Source organism: Cronobacter turicensis (assembly GCF_041222865.1).
GTDB classification, from domain to species: domain Bacteria; phylum Pseudomonadota; class Gammaproteobacteria; order Enterobacterales; family Enterobacteriaceae; genus Cronobacter; species Cronobacter turicensis.
In genome coordinates, this window is the sequence record NZ_CP165997.1 from 2,647,488 (window position 1) to 2,661,674 (window position 14,187).

The 14,187-nt window shown below is 55.3% G+C and carries 16 protein-coding genes and 1 pseudogene; 4 read left to right on the forward strand and 13 right to left on the reverse strand.

What is annotated here, in order from left to right; translation table 11 throughout:
* From AB8W27_RS12675 to csgB, 6 genes are all read right to left on the reverse strand, one after another.
* Positions 1-1,488: a phospholipase D family protein gene (locus tag AB8W27_RS12675; protein WP_015740814.1), complete on the reverse strand. Its 1,488-nt coding sequence runs from the start codon at positions 1,486-1,488 to the stop codon at positions 1-3.
* Positions 1,433-1,963 carry an O-acetyl-ADP-ribose deacetylase gene (ymdB, locus tag AB8W27_RS12680; RefSeq protein WP_015740813.1) on the reverse strand — a complete coding sequence of 177 codons (531 nt, stop codon included), beginning with the start codon at positions 1,961-1,963 and terminating at the stop codon, positions 1,433-1,435. The genes AB8W27_RS12675 and ymdB overlap by 56 nt, the downstream gene beginning before the upstream one ends.
* A 72-nt stretch (positions 1,964-2,035) precedes the next feature.
* Entirely contained in the window at positions 2,036-2,338 is a 303-nt protein-coding gene (locus AB8W27_RS12685; protein ID WP_015740812.1) for a type 1 fimbrial protein, read from the reverse strand.
* 141 nt (positions 2,339-2,479) lie between these two features.
* Positions 2,480-2,809, reverse strand: coding sequence for a curli assembly chaperone CsgC (gene csgC, locus AB8W27_RS12690; protein ID WP_015740811.1), 330 nt, complete (start codon positions 2,807-2,809; stop codon positions 2,480-2,482).
* Between the two features lie 49 nt (positions 2,810-2,858).
* Positions 2,859-3,275 carry a curli major subunit CsgA gene (csgA, locus tag AB8W27_RS12695; RefSeq protein ID WP_007782804.1) on the reverse strand — a complete coding sequence of 139 codons (417 nt, stop codon included), beginning with the start codon at positions 3,273-3,275 and terminating at the stop codon, positions 2,859-2,861.
* Positions 3,276-3,318: 43 nt separating this feature from the next.
* The gene (gene csgB, locus AB8W27_RS12700) at positions 3,319-3,774 is read right to left on the reverse strand and encodes a curli minor subunit CsgB (protein ID WP_015740810.1); all 456 of its coding nucleotides are present in this window, start codon (positions 3,772-3,774) and stop codon (positions 3,319-3,321) included.
* A 705-nt stretch (positions 3,775-4,479) separates the two neighbouring features.
* Here csgB and csgD point away from each other — a divergent pair.
* Genes csgD through csgG form a run of 4 tightly spaced genes read left to right on the forward strand, consistent with a single transcriptional unit; the run spans position 4,480 to position 6,819 of the window.
* The gene (csgD, locus tag AB8W27_RS12705; RefSeq protein ID WP_041923422.1) at positions 4,480-5,130 is read left to right on the forward strand and encodes a biofilm master transcriptional regulator CsgD; all 651 of its coding nucleotides are present in this window, start codon (positions 4,480-4,482) and stop codon (positions 5,128-5,130) included.
* A 3-nt stretch (positions 5,131-5,133) separates the two neighbouring features.
* Positions 5,134-5,523 (forward strand): curli production assembly/transport protein CsgE, encoded by a 390-nt coding sequence (gene csgE / locus AB8W27_RS12710; protein ID WP_041923421.1) that lies wholly within the window; start codon positions 5,134-5,136, stop codon positions 5,521-5,523.
* A gap of 23 nt (positions 5,524-5,546) precedes the next feature.
* The gene (gene csgF, locus AB8W27_RS12715; RefSeq protein WP_041923420.1) at positions 5,547-5,960 is read left to right on the forward strand and encodes a curli production assembly/transport protein CsgF; all 414 of its coding nucleotides are present in this window, start codon (positions 5,547-5,549) and stop codon (positions 5,958-5,960) included.
* 28 nt (positions 5,961-5,988) lie between these two features.
* A complete protein-coding gene (gene csgG / locus AB8W27_RS12720; protein WP_015740806.1) occupies positions 5,989-6,819 on the forward strand; it encodes a curli production assembly/transport protein CsgG in 831 nt (276 codons plus the stop codon).
* Positions 6,820-6,858: 39 nt separating this feature from the next.
* Here the strand turns inward: csgG and AB8W27_RS12725 are convergent, their stop codons facing one another.
* The 7 genes and pseudogenes from AB8W27_RS12725 to AB8W27_RS12755 form a co-directional block, all read right to left on the reverse strand.
* Positions 6,859-7,335 (reverse strand): DUF1097 domain-containing protein, encoded by a 477-nt coding sequence (locus tag AB8W27_RS12725; protein ID WP_041923419.1) that lies wholly within the window; start codon positions 7,333-7,335, stop codon positions 6,859-6,861.
* Between the two features lie 108 nt (positions 7,336-7,443).
* Positions 7,444-8,010 (reverse strand): molecular chaperone, encoded by a 567-nt coding sequence (locus tag AB8W27_RS12730; protein ID WP_015740804.1) that lies wholly within the window; start codon positions 8,008-8,010, stop codon positions 7,444-7,446.
* 24 nt (positions 8,011-8,034) lie between these two features.
* A complete protein-coding gene (locus AB8W27_RS12735; RefSeq protein ID WP_041923418.1) occupies positions 8,035-8,772 on the reverse strand; it encodes a phosphatase in 738 nt (245 codons plus the stop codon).
* 77 nt (positions 8,773-8,849) lie between these two features.
* Entirely contained in the window at positions 8,850-9,791 is a 942-nt protein-coding gene (gene ghrA / locus AB8W27_RS12740) for a glyoxylate/hydroxypyruvate reductase GhrA (RefSeq protein WP_015740802.1), read from the reverse strand.
* Between the two features lie 86 nt (positions 9,792-9,877).
* Positions 9,878-10,906, reverse strand: coding sequence for a fimbrial protein (locus AB8W27_RS12745; RefSeq protein WP_282914011.1), 1,029 nt, complete (start codon positions 10,904-10,906; stop codon positions 9,878-9,880).
* A 14-nt stretch (positions 10,907-10,920) separates the two neighbouring features.
* Positions 10,921-13,413 carry a fimbria/pilus outer membrane usher protein gene (locus AB8W27_RS12750; RefSeq protein ID WP_049787171.1) on the reverse strand — a complete coding sequence of 831 codons (2,493 nt, stop codon included), beginning with the start codon at positions 13,411-13,413 and terminating at the stop codon, positions 10,921-10,923.
* Between the two features lie 67 nt (positions 13,414-13,480).
* Positions 13,481-14,169 (reverse strand): annotated as a pseudogene (locus AB8W27_RS12755) (molecular chaperone).
* Positions 14,170-14,187 lie beyond the last annotated feature (18 nt).

Sequence of the window (14,187 nt, forward strand, 5' to 3'; positions counted from 1 at the left end):
TCAGAGCATCCACTCAACCGGCAGACGGTACACCAGGCGCACCAGCAGGCGCTGCCAGAACCGCGTTTTCGGCTCCTTTTTCCAGATAATCTCCTGACCGTCTTTCTCTTCTATCCAGTTGATGCGCCCCCAGCGGTCGAGCCGTAGCGCCCAGGCTGCCTCGCGCCGCGTGCGCGTAAAACGCTTATGAATCGCGCCCGCCAGCGTTTCGCTTTCAATGACAAAACCCATTTCGGTATTGAGCATCGCCGAGCGCGGATCGAAATTAAACGAGCCGATAAACACCTGATTGTTATCCACGCTGAACGTTTTGGCATGCAGGCTGGAGCCAGAGTTCCCGGTCAGGCCGCGGTCGTGCGGCACGCGCCCGGCATCACGCGTCGGTTTCAGCTCGTACAGTTCCACGCCGTGACGCAGCAATTTTTTACGCCAGCGCGCGTAACCGGCGTGAACGACCGCGACGTCATTCGCCGCCAGCGAATTGGTCAGGATCGCAATTTTCACGCCTTTACGGCGCAGCGCCAGCAGCATCGCCACGCCGCCGCGGGTCGGGACAAAATAGGAGGAGATAATGTCGAACTGCGTTTTAGGCTCGCCGATGTGCGTCATCATGCGCTGCGGCAGGAGCGTATTTTTGCGCGCTCTCCCCTGCCCTTTGCGCGGATCGTCGCTTAACAGGCGGGTTTTGGCCCACACCAGCGGTAGCGTGCGGGTTTCGATATAGCTCGCAAACGGCGTGCTCTCCAGGCGCTCCAGGTAACGCTGCGCCACAGGATCGTCCTTCCAGTGCGGCGGCAACTGGACGCGGGCGTCGATTTCTTCCGCCTCAACATCCAGCACATTATCCAGCGTCGAGACTGACCGGCTGCGCCAGTAGCGCTCGAAATCCTGCGTGACATCCGCCACCACCGGGCCAATTGCCAGCACGTCGAGATCGGAGAACAGCGGCTGTTCGCCCGCGCCGAAATAGGCATCGCCGACGTTACGCCCGCCAATAATCGTCACTTCTCCATCCACCGTGAAACTTTTGTTATGCATCCGGCGGTTGAGCCTGGCGAAATCGGTGAGATAGCCCAGCGCGCGCAAAGTACGGAAAGAGAAAGGATTAAAGAGGCGAATTTCGATATTCGGATGGGCGTTCAGCAGCCGCAGCGTGCTGTCCATGCCCACCGTATTGTTATCATCCAGCAGAATACGCACCCGCACGCCGCGTCGCGCCGCCGCCAGCAGCGCGCCGAACAGCAGCCGCCCGGACATATCGTCTTCCCAGATATAGTACTGAACGTCGATAGTCTGCTCCGCCATCTCCGCCAGAAGATAGCGGGCGGCGAAGGCGTCGAGACTGTCATCGAGCGGATGTAAACCGCTGTGGTGAGGATGCTGGGCCGTGGTCGGCGCAATAGCGCGTCCGAGCCGGGTGTTATGCGCCCGGCTATTCGTCGTATTGTCCCAGTAACCGCTGGTAAAGCAGGAAGTTTTCTTCGTCATAGCAGACAAAGTATACCTGCTTCGGTTGCGGGCGCCTGGTGAGATAGTCTGAAACGGTCTCGAAGGCGATTTGCGCCGCCGCCGCTTTTGGATAACCGTAGATGCCGGTGCTGATGGCCGGGAACGCCACGCTGTTATAGCCATTGGCCGTCACCAGCTCCAGGCTGTTGCGATACGCATCCGCCAGCAGCTGCGGTTCGTTATCGTGCCCGCCGCGCCAGATGGGCCCCACGGTATGGATGACGGCTTTCGCTGCGAGATCGCCTGCTTCGGTGATCACCGCATGGCCTGGCTGACATTCGCCCTGCTGCTGGCGCACCACTTTACACGCGGCCAGCAACGAAGGGCCGGCGGCACGATGGATAGCGCCATCGACCCCACCGCCGCCCATCAGCGAAGGGTTGGCGGCGTTGACGATGACGTCGGTATCGATACGGGTGATATCACCCTGCACCACATTAATACGTCCGGACATACCTCTCTCCTGACAATTTTCTGTTCTCTAAAGTGTAGAACAGCACACCGGGAGATTACTGCCAAAACCAGCTTAGCGGTAGGTTAATGTCAGAATACCGAGCGTATGCGCGGGGTTAAGGTAATCGAGGCGGCTGTGCACCCATTCGGAATGGATTTCACGCACGCCTGACGCGCGCAGCGTAAGTGTCTGACGATGCACCTGATTGCCGCGCGCGCAGGACACCTCTATGCGCGCCGTCTGGTGTGTAACCGCGCAGCCCTCTTCGACAATCGCGCCATGAAAGGCAATCGTTCCGCCCGGCTGCGCGAAGCCAGGACCAGAGAAACCGACGAATGCTGCGGTAATGAGCGTAACGAAAAGCGGCTTATACATAGCGATGACTCCTGCAGAGGCGTTATTATTTTAACTTGCAATTAACATATAAATTACAAATTGACATAATTAAAGCCGATACCAAAGAAATTCATCGCCTGGTCAGCGCAAAAAAAATGGTCTTAAATCAGGGGACGGTCTTCAGGTGCGCACGGGGGGCGACCACTGCCCGGTAAAACTCGCCGTGCCGCTGTCGCTGACGGTGACACGCAGCGTGACGGTATCGTCAGCCGCGACGCTTAAGAAGAACGTAGACAGCGCGAGCGGTGCGTTCGGGGAGAGAGTCAACACTTTTCGCTGTTGAGTGACGACACTACCGGAGCTGCCCTGCCGGCGCAGCTCCATCTCAATACGACACAGACAAGCATGGGCCACGGTCACGACAGGCGTCACTTGCCAGCCCGCATCCTGAGGCTGCGCTTTAAACGCCACCTCTCCGCTTAACGCGGCGATCATGAGTAAATCGAGCATAGTGGATGCCCTCCTGATAAAGCAGGGCCGCGGCCCTGCCCCAGGATAATCAGTACTGAGAGGCGCTGGCGTGGTTGCCGTAGCCGGTCTGGGTCACATAGACCTGTGAACCGGACGCGGTCTGGTTGACCAGCGCGCCGTTCTGTACGCCGTTCTGGTTTACCGTCACGCCGGAGTCGTGACCATTCCATTGATCGATGGTGGAGTTGTTGGCGAAACCGTTCTGATTAAGCAGAATTTTGCTGTCGTCAGAACCCTGCCCGACATCCGCGCCATTCGCAGTGCCAAGCTGGTTAATTTCAGTGGTTGAGTTTTTAGCATCCGACTGCAGTGCGGTCGTATTGTTATTAACGCCTTGCTGATAGATTTTCAGCGTGGAGTTTTCAGCGGACTGATGGAAAGGAAATGCCATTGCGCTACCGGAAACAACCAGTGCGGCGATAACAGCGATTTTAATCAATTTCATGAGACAACCCCCATTGGAAAGATGTTAAAAACACGAAATGGCGTTAACGCTGAATGATGCGAACGGCCATCATTGACTGCCTTTGCACAACAACTGCGGTTTTTTGCGTCCCTGCCTGGATAATGCTCGCGCGGTTCCCGACTCCTTGTTGCGTCACCGAGGCGAGATTCCCATAGCCTTCCTGACTAATCGTTGCCTGATTCGCGGCGCCTGTTTGCATGACAGCAGCCACGTTGGCTTCGCCTTGCTGATCGATAGCGGCCTGATTGGCGATACCGTTCTGGACAATCGTGGCCTGTAATGTCGCTCCTTCCTGGCGTACCAGCGCGTTGTTCCGCGTCCCTTGCTGGCCTATGATTGCCGCCTGATTCAGCGAAGAGCGGCTTAATTCATTTACGGCGAAGTTATATTCAGCGCCAGCCATATCGGCGTTAACCGCAAACGCCGCTGATGACGCTAATAAAGAAACAAAACAACAGCTCAGCAATAATTTATTCATATTACTCCTGGCCCTTAAGGCTTAACTGATTAAACCTCACGCCATAAGCGCAGATGAATATCAGACCTCGGCCATTCATCACGCCACGACAAGCAGTATGTCTCGCGTTATTTATAAAATACCTCACCTGTTTTTCGTATTTTAAAAGCTGGACTGCGATGCAGGCATGATTCACTTATGCACAATCTGGCTAAGACGCTCTGGCATTATTAATAGTATTGCCATGCTATTTTTTTATTTTCTTCATTATTACCACTCCCTCACAGCTTTCTTATTACTGAGATCTACGCCTGGTTTCTTATTCAGACCGTGAGAGAGCGCTCTCGCTGTCCAGGCGCCGTAAACTCTGCGCGGGATGAAAAGAAAATTTCAAATAAAAACATTATAAATCAGTTAAATAATCAATCCCACGCCCTCATTAAACCTGTATAAAACCATTTGTGTTGCTACATCCATAGTTAACTACCCCTAAAGCATAAGTAATATTTAACAATTTATAGTTACATTTAGTTACTTTTTTAACACTTGCTTTAAACAGCCCAGTAGTTAGATTGGACTAATAAGAATTTTCTTGCTTTATTTCTCTCGCCAGCCCTGGCGGTGTGTAACATTTATTTTTTGGACTACCACATAACAATGCTTACCGATACGGAAGGCTGATGTCTTTGTTTCCTCAGCCGTGTGTAAATAAAACGGGGTTTCATCATGATTAATGAATTCCATGCGTTACATGGTCAGTCATTATTGTTGATCACCAAACCGTCTCTGCAGGCCAGTGCTTTATTGCAAAATTTTAAAAGCGCGCTCAGTCTGGAGGGGAAAATCCATAATATCCAACGCTCTCTGGAAGAGATAACAACAGGAACGCTTATTCTTTTAGATATGGCCGAAGCCGATAAAAAAAGCATGGCCTACTGGAAAGATAATCTCGGACGACGTCCACAGACAGCAAAAGTCATTCTGCTAAATGTGCAGGATGAATACCCTTTTCAGGAAATAGAAAAATGGCCGCATATTAGCGGCGTATTTTACGCGACAGATGACGAAAAGCGCGTGATTGAAGGGATGCAGTGCATCCTGCGGGGCGAGTGCTTTTTCAACCAGCGTCTGGCGAGCTACCTGATTACCCGCTCCGGATTTTATCATTTTCTGAACTGCGACGCCGTGCTGCTAACGCATCGCGAAAAAGAGATCCTCAATAAATTGCGCTTCGGCGCCTCCAATATGGAAATCGCACGCTCGCTGTTTATCAGTGAGAACACCGTCAAAACCCATCTCTATAACCTGTTTAAAAAACTGGCGGTAAAGAACCGTACGCAGGCAGTGACCTGGGCAAACCATCACATGAGGGGCTGACCCATGAAGCGCTGGCTCTTGTGTGGACTGGTTGCCACGCTCTGGAGCGCTGCATTGTGCGGACGTGCTGTCGAACCGGAGATTCCGGGCCTGGTGACTGACCATACGGTCTCTTCGGTCGGACACGATTTTTATCGCGATTTCGCCGAAAAATGGGATACCCCTTTTGACGGCACGCTCTCGGTGAATGAAAAGCCGAGCGCACGCTGGGGGAGCTGGATAACCCTCACGCTCGATCAGGATGTTATTTACCAGACCTTTTTATTCCCCTCCCGCAAAGGGGCGGATAACGCGGTCGAGCTTGCGATAGCCCAGGCCAACGAGGCGCTGAAACAGCGCCAGATAGATAAGGCATTACTCAGTACCGGTGATTTAACCGGCGATGAATTTTAATTCACTGAACGACGGAGGCTGCTATGCAGCGGACATTTGCTGTCATGACGTTACTGTTGCTGTCACACCCTGCTCTGGCCGGAAATATGACCTTCCAGTTTCGTAATCCCAGCTTCGGCGGAAACCCGAATAATGGCCCTTTTCTGCTGAACAGCGCGCAGGCGCAAAACTCATATAAAGACCCGTCTTATGACGATTATAAAATCGATACACCCTCCGCGCTTGATAATTTTACACAGGCGATTCAGTCACAGCTGCTGGGTGGCCTGTTAACCAATATCAATAAAGGTAAGCCGGGTCGTATGGTCACCAACGATTTTATCGTTGATATCTCTAATCGCGACGGTCAGCTTTATCTCAACGTGACCGATCGTAAAACCGGCAAAACCTCCACGATCCAGGTCTCTGGCCTGCAGTCCGGCTCGACCAATTTTTAACCGCTGTGATAACAGAAGGATGATGACAATGCAGCGCCTGATCGTTCTAATCGCCACAATACTGTTAAGCGGATGCCTGACCGCGCCACCGAAAGAGGCCGCAAGCCCTACCCTGATGCCACGCGGACAGAGCTATCAGGATCTGATTCATCTGCCGGAGCCGAAAGGGAGGCTTTACGTCTCGGTATATAATATTCAGGATGAAACCGGGCAGTTTAAACCCTACCCGGCCAGTAACTTCTCAACCGCAGTTCCCCAAAGCGCCACCGCCATGCTGGTGACGGCATTAAAAGATTCCCGCTGGTTTATTCCGCTGGAGCGTCAGGGTCTTCAGAATCTGCTCAATGAGCGAAAGATTATTCGCGCCTCGCAGGAAAACGGTACCGTGGGCGATAATAACCGCATGCCACTGCAGTCGTTAATGTCTGCCAATGTCATGATCGAAGGCTCGATTATCGGTTATGAAAGTAATGTGAAATCAGGCGGCGCGGGCGCGAAATATTTCGGTATCGGGGCGGACACGCAATATCAGCTCGATCAGGTCGCCGTCAATTTGCGCGTCGTGAATGTCAGTACCGGCGAGATTCTCTCCTCGGTAAATACCAGTAAAACCATTCTCTCTTATGAGGTGCAGGCGGGCGTCTTTCGCTTTATTGAATATCAGCGGCTGCTGGAGGGCGAGGTCGGGTATACCGCTAACGAACCCGTTATGCAGTGCCTGATGTCGGCCATTGAAACGGGCGTTATCTATTTAATTAACGATGGGATCACGCGCGGTTTGTGGGAGCTTAACGACCCAGGCGCGGTGAATAATCCGGTGCTGAAGAAATATCGCGGTCTCTCCGCACCCGCCGTCTGACTGGCAGATAAAAAACCCGCTTACGCGGGTTTTCTTTTATTACTCCGTAGCAGTGGTTTTCTCAGGCTCACAACGCCCGGCAAGCCACTGCCCGCTGCACTTCATCGCCACACCAAACAGTAGCCCCAGCAGCAGCGCAGGCAACACGCCCTTCCAGTCGCCCTGCCCGGCGAACGTCGCGCAGGCGCCGATAAATGTTCCCGGCACGAATCCAAGCAACGTCTGGCGCGCCTGAATGCACATCAGAAACGCCACCACGCCGGTCATGGCGTAGCTTAGCCAGGCGAGTTCCGGCGCTACGGCGCTTCCAGCGATGATGACCTGCGCCCACAGCACGCCGCTGCATAATGTAAACAGGATAGTCAGAAAACCGGTGACGCCGCCTTTTGGGCTGGCAAACCAGGCGGTACAGCCGAGAAAGCCCGCCCAGGAAGGCAGGCCCAGCGACACGGCGGCCCACGCCCAGAGGGCGGAGAGCAGGCCGGTCGTTAATGCGAGAGAAATGTGTCTGTTCATGGCGGCGTATCTTAACAAAACGCCGTCCAGGAAATGCGATCTGCCGCACGTCATATGAAATAACGTACAGTGAGTTACATTTTAAATGTGACAAATATCACATTTAATTTACTCTGCGTCGTTCTCTTCTTCCTCTTCCTGCAGCTCTTCCCACATCGCCTGAATGGCTTCGCGGGTGACCTGCGCCAGCGTGCGCCAGAACGGCGTGGCGGCATGCGCTTCCACTTTGCCGAGGAACGTTTCATACCAGGGGATCAGGAACTCGCCGAATAAAATCTCCTGCGCTTGCGCCTCATCTTCCGCAGACTGATCTTCAAGCCACGAGGCTGCCAGCAACAGCAGGCCGAAATGATCCGCTGGCGCCTCGCCGAGCGGCATGCCGCGCGTGGTTAAAAAGGCGCGCACCTCCTGATCGCTCCCTCCCTCTACCCACGCAGAGCGCAGGGGCGTCACGCGGGCGTCGTCCTCACCGAACAGCGCCTGGTAATCTGCCTGAACCTCATCCGGCTGCGCGCTTTTTTGCAGCCGCGCCAGCAGTTCATCCTGCTCCAGCGGCCAGTTTTGCGCGAGCTTACCCTCACGGATAAGGCTGTAGATCGGCGCCACCACCGGGTCCTGCGGCGCGCGGTACCAGAGGGAGCCCAGCAGGCGGCAAATTATTGAAAACTCATTCATTAACAGATTCCATTTCAGGCAAAATTAAAGGGCGGCGAATTCAGCTATCGGCGTCATGCCGCGGGTTTCAAGGAAATCAAGCAGGCGACGCGGCGTCACGTTCAGGATGCGATCTTCGGGGAAATCGACGTCATCCAGCACCTTGCGGCACTCATGGAAATCGCCGAGCGTAAAGGCGGTGTGAGAATCAGACCCCAGCGCTACCCAGCCGCCTGCATCGCGTACGGCCGCGGCAATCGCTTTGCAGTTCGGTCCGCTGCCCTTGCGGGAATGGGTAAACGAGGAGTTGTTAATTTCAAGCGCAACCTGATATTTCGCGGCGGCGGCGGCAATAGCCGGAATGTCGACGGGATATTTCGGGTTGCCAGGGTGGCTGATAATGTGCACCGTGCCGCTCGCCATCGCCGCGATCATCGCTTCCGTATTGGCGTCTTTATCCTGCGGCGCGAATACCGGCTCGTGGAAGCCTGCGACGATAAGATCGAGCGAATCGAGCATCGGGCCGGTGCAGTCGATTTCACCCTCGCGGTTTTTAATATTCGCTTCGATACCACGCAGAATACCGACGCCATCCACCACTCGCGGCCAGATGCGCATATTAATAAAATGCCAGTGATGCGGCGCATCCGCCATGTCCGGGCCGTGATCGGTGATAGCCAGAAGGCGGACGCCTTTTTGTTTCGCCGCGGCGATGTAATCATGCAGGTTGCTGTAGGCATGGGTGCTGGCGACAGTGTGCATATGCAGGTCAACGGGATACATGGCGCTCTCCTCTGTGATTTTGTGCAAGGATAACAGGTATCCCCGGCGATTTTTAGCCGAATCGCCGGGCGGCGCGCTTAGTAGCCGCGCGCCACGTCCACCTGATTCGGCGGCATGTCGCCGCGCTCGATACGCGTAATACTCTGTGCGATAAACGCGGCCGCCTCTTCCGGGCGGGTAACGGCCGCCACGTGCGGCGTAATGCGCACACCCGGATGCCGCCATAGCGGACTCTCTTGCGCCAGCGGCTCATGATGAAAAACATCCAGCATCGCGCCCTTCACTTTTCCGCACTCCAGCGCGGCCAGCAGATCTTCTTCCACCAGATGAACGCCGCGCGCCAGGTTCAGGACATAAGCGTTATCCGCAAGCGCTGCGAGCAACCGGGCGTTCATGATGCCCACCGTTTCCGGCGTATTGGGCAGAAGGTTGATCAGTACCCGCGTGCCGTGCAGAAACGCAGGTAATTCATCCGGGCCGGCGAAGCTTTCAATGCCTGCCAGCGTTTTGCGGCTGCGGCTCCAGCAGCGCACCGGAAAGCCCAGACAACTCAGGCTCTGCGCCACCTGGCCGCCGAGCACGCCCGCCCCCAGCACGCCGACAGTGAAATCCGCATGACGATACTCTTCCAGCGGCTCCCAGCGCGCTTCACGCTGTAGCGCGGCGTAATCATCGAAACGACGAAACCAGTGCAATACCTGGCTTATGGCGTACTCCTGCATCTGCGCGGCCATGCCGGTATCCTCCATGCGATACAGCGGCACGCCGGGCGGCAGCAGATCCGGATGCTCGTTCAGGCGGCTTAAGAGCGAATCCACACCCGCGCCGAGCGCGAAAATCGCTTTCAGGTTCAAGCGCCCGCGCAGCATTTCATACGGCGGATGCCAGACCAGCGCGTAATCCGCGGCGGCGTTATCGCCAGGCAGCCAGGCGCGAAGACGCGCATGCGGCAGATGACGTTGCAGTAAAGGGGCCCACCCGGCGATATCAAAAGAGGGATGGTAAAAGAGGATCTCCACGGCGCTTCTCCTGACAGGTTAATGGTAGTAACCATAACAAAATCAGCCGCCTTTGGGGGTGGCGGCGACAGGAAAAGCAGGCAATGTCAGCGAATATTCACTGTTATCGATGCCGAGCCGGAAAACTCGCCGTTTTGCGGCGCCTTGCCGCTGAGGTTCACCGGCGCCGTCAGGATATTCACCTCGCCGGTACGCCGGGAGATATCGGCTGACGTATCCAGCGGCATCGGCACCTCGCCGGTATTGATGGGGATCACCTGCTCGCTGGCGTTTTTCAGCAGCACGCCGACATCGGCATTACTGGTGGCGAGCGCCTCCGGCATACCGTTCGCTGGCGCACCAGAAAACGTCATGGTTAAGACGACCCCATCGCTGATATTTTTGCAAACATACGCAATAGCCGTTTTTTTATCCACGAACCCGTCAGGCTTATGGCCACGGGTCGTGAAATTGCTGGCAAAAATGGTACCGAAATCAACGGAGATAACCTCGCCCGCGTTGATTTCACAGCTTTGCGGTACGGTAATAGTGCCCTGCAGAAAAATCTTCGCCATCGGTTCGCTGGAATACTGCCCCGGCCTGACGGTGCCATAGATAGCCGCCACCGCCATTTGCGGAATGACGATTTGCCCCATAAAAGGCTTACTGATGCGAAACATAAGCGAGCCGCTCTGCCCCGTCGTAAAGCTATTCAGCGAACAGCCATTATTTTTTTTATTCCAGATATCGGTAAACGGCACTGTCACATCGCCCACGTTGGCAATGTTAATCGCGGCTTCCAGATCGATATTGTCATTCACCCGGATAAAATACCCACTCCCGTACTGGATTGATGGCGCCAGATACTCACTTTTATAATTCACGCCAGGATGCGGATCTTTGTTGAGATCGCTGTCATCGCAGTCGCAATGCGCGCTGTAGCTTTCCGAGGAACCAAACCGTTCAGTAAAGGTTTTACCGCTCTGATTAACATCAGGATTGGTTACCGTCATACTCGCATCGACATTAAATATTTTCGGCCCGCCGGTCGTATTACAGAACCCCGTTGCCGCCCGTGAAAAAGACGTGATAACGGCGAGGCAGACCAGCAGCACGCATAACATGACTCTAAACATATTTTGTTCTCTTATTATCGGCATATAGCGGTCAGAGGGCGCAAATCGCCCTCGTCTGGCCCCGCTTCGGGTAGAACGATGGACGCCTGACAGCGCTGTCCGGCATGGTTCCCCCACTTCACCTGCACCACGCCGTTCTCTTTGACGCCAGACAGATACGCCACACCGCCTTCATCGACGATGCTTTCATAACCGTCAATGCCATCCAGCGTCACCAACGCGCCAAACGGCACCGGCTCGCCACTGGTCTGCCGCAGGGTCAACAGCAGGCGGAGCCCTTCGCGTGCATCAAAACGCGCATACACCAGCGCGCCTTTATTAGGGATGAGCGTCAGGTGCGTATTCTGCGCGTCCACGCCGGAGGGCATGGTGGTGGTATCCAGCGTCAGCTCGTTTCTTTCATAAGGCGAGAGCCAGGGAATAACGGCATAGCCCAGCCAGTCCGTCGAAACGCCAGCCTGGTTTTTAAAGCGGATATCGCTGGCCCCGTTGGCATCCACCAGCGCGAAGGCATCGCCGAGCGGCTGTGACAGCGTGACGCCATGCGGGTGCATTACCAGCGCGCCAGACGCGCCATAACTCCACTGCTGCGAATCATCAGAGTGGTAATAGCCGAGGCTCAGGTTAGCGAAGCGTGATTTATAATTAAGATCGGCGCTGCTGTCGGCGGTGTCATCGCCGCTCTGCCCCGCCTGGTTATAGCTCTGCTGAAGTGAATAGCTGAGCCTGCCGTCATCCATTAGCGTGCCGCTAAGACCACTCTGGTAACGCGTATCGCCATCCTGATTCTGGCTGACGTTAAAGGTCGCCCAGCTGCTAGCCAGCCAGCGGCTAAGCGGCACGCTGACGCCGAGCGCAATTTGTCGGTCGGTTTGAGCGTCTGTTTTATTCCACGCCGAAGAGAGCGTCCAGGTCACGCCTGCCGTTGAAAACGCGAAGCCCACCGAGAGATTCTGCTCTTTGTCCGTGCGGTTCCAGAAATCACGCTGATAGCCGTTGAGATAAAACGACCCGATATCGTTAAGCGTCTGGTTAATACTGATCTGCAACTGGCTGCGCTGCTGGTAATAACCGCTGTAGCGATCGTCGTACCAGGCCTCGTCGTGATTCGCCTCGTCAAAAGCGAAATAGCCGCTGGTGGAGTAGCGATAACCCGCAAGCGTAATAGCGGTATCCGTCAGTTCAATATTTTTGGAATACTGAAAACGATAGGACTGGCCTGATGACGTGGTGTTATTTTGCAGGTGACTGCGCGCATGGGTCACATCAAGCGAGACCGAGCCCCATTCATCCAGCCCGACGCCAACCCCCAGCGCCGCGGCCTGATAAGTGTCTGCACCCATTGCGCCGCCATACAGCGTCAGCTGATTGTTCAAACCGTAAATCAGCGTTCCCTGCGCAAACGCGGGCGTGGCATCCTGCGAACTGTTCGGATCGTACTCGCCCGCCGTCAGGCTATATTTTATCTGCCCTGGCCGCTGCATAATCGGCACGGCGGAAAACGGCTGGATGAACCGCCGCTCTTTGCCGTCCGCTTCTTTTATCGTCACCTCCAGATCGCCGCTATGCGACGTGGGGTAAAGATCGTTGATTTCAAACGCGCCCGGCGCGACGGTGTCCTGAAAAATGATGTAGCCGTTCTGGCGCACCGTGACTTCCGCATTTGAATTCGCGATGCCGCGAATCACCGGCGCGAACCCGCGCAGGCTGTCGGGCAGCATGTTATCGTCGGTGGCGAGCTGCGCGCCTTTAAATTTCACGCTGTCAAAAATCATCGACGGGGAATAGCTCTCGCCGAGCGTCAGCTGCGAGCGCCAGGGTTTAATATCCCGTTGCAGAAAGGTGTAGATGGAATCCCAGTGCGCCTCGTCGTCGCTTTTACTCCATGTGGAATAGTTACGCACCCGCCACGGGCCAAGATTCAGCCCGTTCTGGAGGTTAAGGTATTGCGAGGTATCGCCGTTCCCCACGTCGCTTTGCGAGTGCGCGCCGTTAAAGGTGTAGTTGCTAAACAGCGCCGGAATGCCGTCGTCCCAGAACTGCGGGTCGACATAGCCGCGAGCGGTACGGCGGAGCGCCGCCTGCGGGATGCTTACCTCCAGCGCCATCCGATGGGTATTAAGCCGTATTGATGCCGCCGGGATCAGCGCGCCAATATCCTCAATGGGCGCAAGCGGAGCCAGTGCCGCGAGCGCCGGATAGGCGTCAGTTTTTACGTTGAGTTCCTCCAGCAGCGCGGGCGTAATGACCGGATGGGTCTCCCCTTGCGCATTCACTGTCAGCGGAATCGTTCGGGTAAACATTTCACTGCCGTTAAGCCGGATGCGCAGCGGGTAGTTGCCCGCTGGCAGCTGATTTTGCGTACTAAAAATCGATAAATCTGCGCCCCGCTCCCCGGGATCGCCCTGCTCCATTAGCATCGGGTCAAACCAGACTTTCTCCTGCGCACAGACGCCAGCGCCGCCAACGAGAGCGTATGCCAGCACGGCGATAGTGAGACGACAAATGCCGCTTTCCGGGCCGTCATTAAAAAGGTTGGCAGTATTCTTCACGGCGCATTCCTTGCTGTACGGCTCACAGAGTGCGAGTCTCAGGTTTCGTAACACCGCCATAGTCGTTAATGACGCGCCAGCTCACCACCCGCCCGGTTTCCTTTGTTGGCAGCGCAAAGCGCTGGCTGGCGAACGGCGCCAGCATGTCGGCGCTCTGAATGCGGGTCGCGCCAACCTTCAGGCTGTCAAACACCATGTAGAATGGCGTCGGGTTTTCGGCCAGCAGATGGCCCTCGGCGAGATGAAACTTGAGCTGTTGGTAGGCCGTTTGCGCGTCGACCACCAGCGCCTGCGGACGGTAAAACAGTTTGATGCGGGTTTTGACCACCAGCTTAAGGGTATTGACCGCCTCCGGCGATGACGGTGGAATGGCGCGGATATTCAGATAAAACAGTGATTCGCGATCCTCCGGCAAGCTGCCGGTTTTCGCGATACGTAATTCATGGTCTTCTTCAGATTCAATACGGAACAGTGGCGGCGTGACCATAAAAGGACCGCGTGTTTTACCGTCGCCGTTATCTACCCAGGATTGCAATAAAAACGGGCTGGCAGCGCTGTTATTTTTAATGCTCAGCGCCGCTTCTTTTTTATTGCCTTCATAAATGACACGGGTGCCCCCACCACAATACCGCCAGCGGTCGCGTTATTCACCAATAAGATCAGGAGTAAAAAAATATTCGCCCTGAGAATGTATTTTCTCGTCGCACGCATAGTCAACCCATGTCGAAA

Excerpts from the sequence above, each read along its gene's own strand:
- AB8W27_RS12675 (WP_015740814.1), bottom strand. The coding sequence starts at position 1,488 with ATGACGAAGAAAACTTCCTGCTTTACCAGCGGTTACTGGGACAATACG.
- ymdB (WP_015740813.1), bottom strand. The coding sequence starts at position 1,963 with ATGTCCGGACGTATTAATGTGGTGCAGGGTGATATCACCCGTATCGAT.
- AB8W27_RS12685 (WP_015740812.1), bottom strand. The coding sequence starts at position 2,338 with ATGTATAAGCCGCTTTTCGTTACGCTCATTACCGCAGCATTCGTCGGT.
- csgC (WP_015740811.1), bottom strand. The coding sequence starts at position 2,809 with ATGCTCGATTTACTCATGATCGCCGCGTTAAGCGGAGAGGTGGCGTTT.
- csgA (WP_007782804.1), bottom strand. The coding sequence starts at position 3,275 with ATGAAATTGATTAAAATCGCTGTTATCGCCGCACTGGTTGTTTCCGGT.
- csgB (WP_015740810.1), bottom strand. The coding sequence starts at position 3,774 with ATGAATAAATTATTGCTGAGCTGTTGTTTTGTTTCTTTATTAGCGTCA.
- csgD (WP_041923422.1), top strand. The coding sequence starts at position 4,480 with ATGATTAATGAATTCCATGCGTTACATGGTCAGTCATTATTGTTGATC.
- csgE (WP_041923421.1), top strand. The coding sequence starts at position 5,134 with ATGAAGCGCTGGCTCTTGTGTGGACTGGTTGCCACGCTCTGGAGCGCT.
- csgF (WP_041923420.1), top strand. The coding sequence starts at position 5,547 with ATGCAGCGGACATTTGCTGTCATGACGTTACTGTTGCTGTCACACCCT.
- csgG (WP_015740806.1), top strand. The coding sequence starts at position 5,989 with ATGCAGCGCCTGATCGTTCTAATCGCCACAATACTGTTAAGCGGATGC.
- AB8W27_RS12725 (WP_041923419.1), bottom strand. The coding sequence starts at position 7,335 with ATGAACAGACACATTTCTCTCGCATTAACGACCGGCCTGCTCTCCGCC.
- AB8W27_RS12730 (WP_015740804.1), bottom strand. The coding sequence starts at position 8,010 with ATGAATGAGTTTTCAATAATTTGCCGCCTGCTGGGCTCCCTCTGGTAC.
- AB8W27_RS12735 (WP_041923418.1), bottom strand. The coding sequence starts at position 8,772 with ATGTATCCCGTTGACCTGCATATGCACACTGTCGCCAGCACCCATGCC.
- AB8W27_RS12745 (WP_282914011.1), bottom strand. The coding sequence starts at position 10,906 with ATGTTTAGAGTCATGTTATGCGTGCTGCTGGTCTGCCTCGCCGTTATC.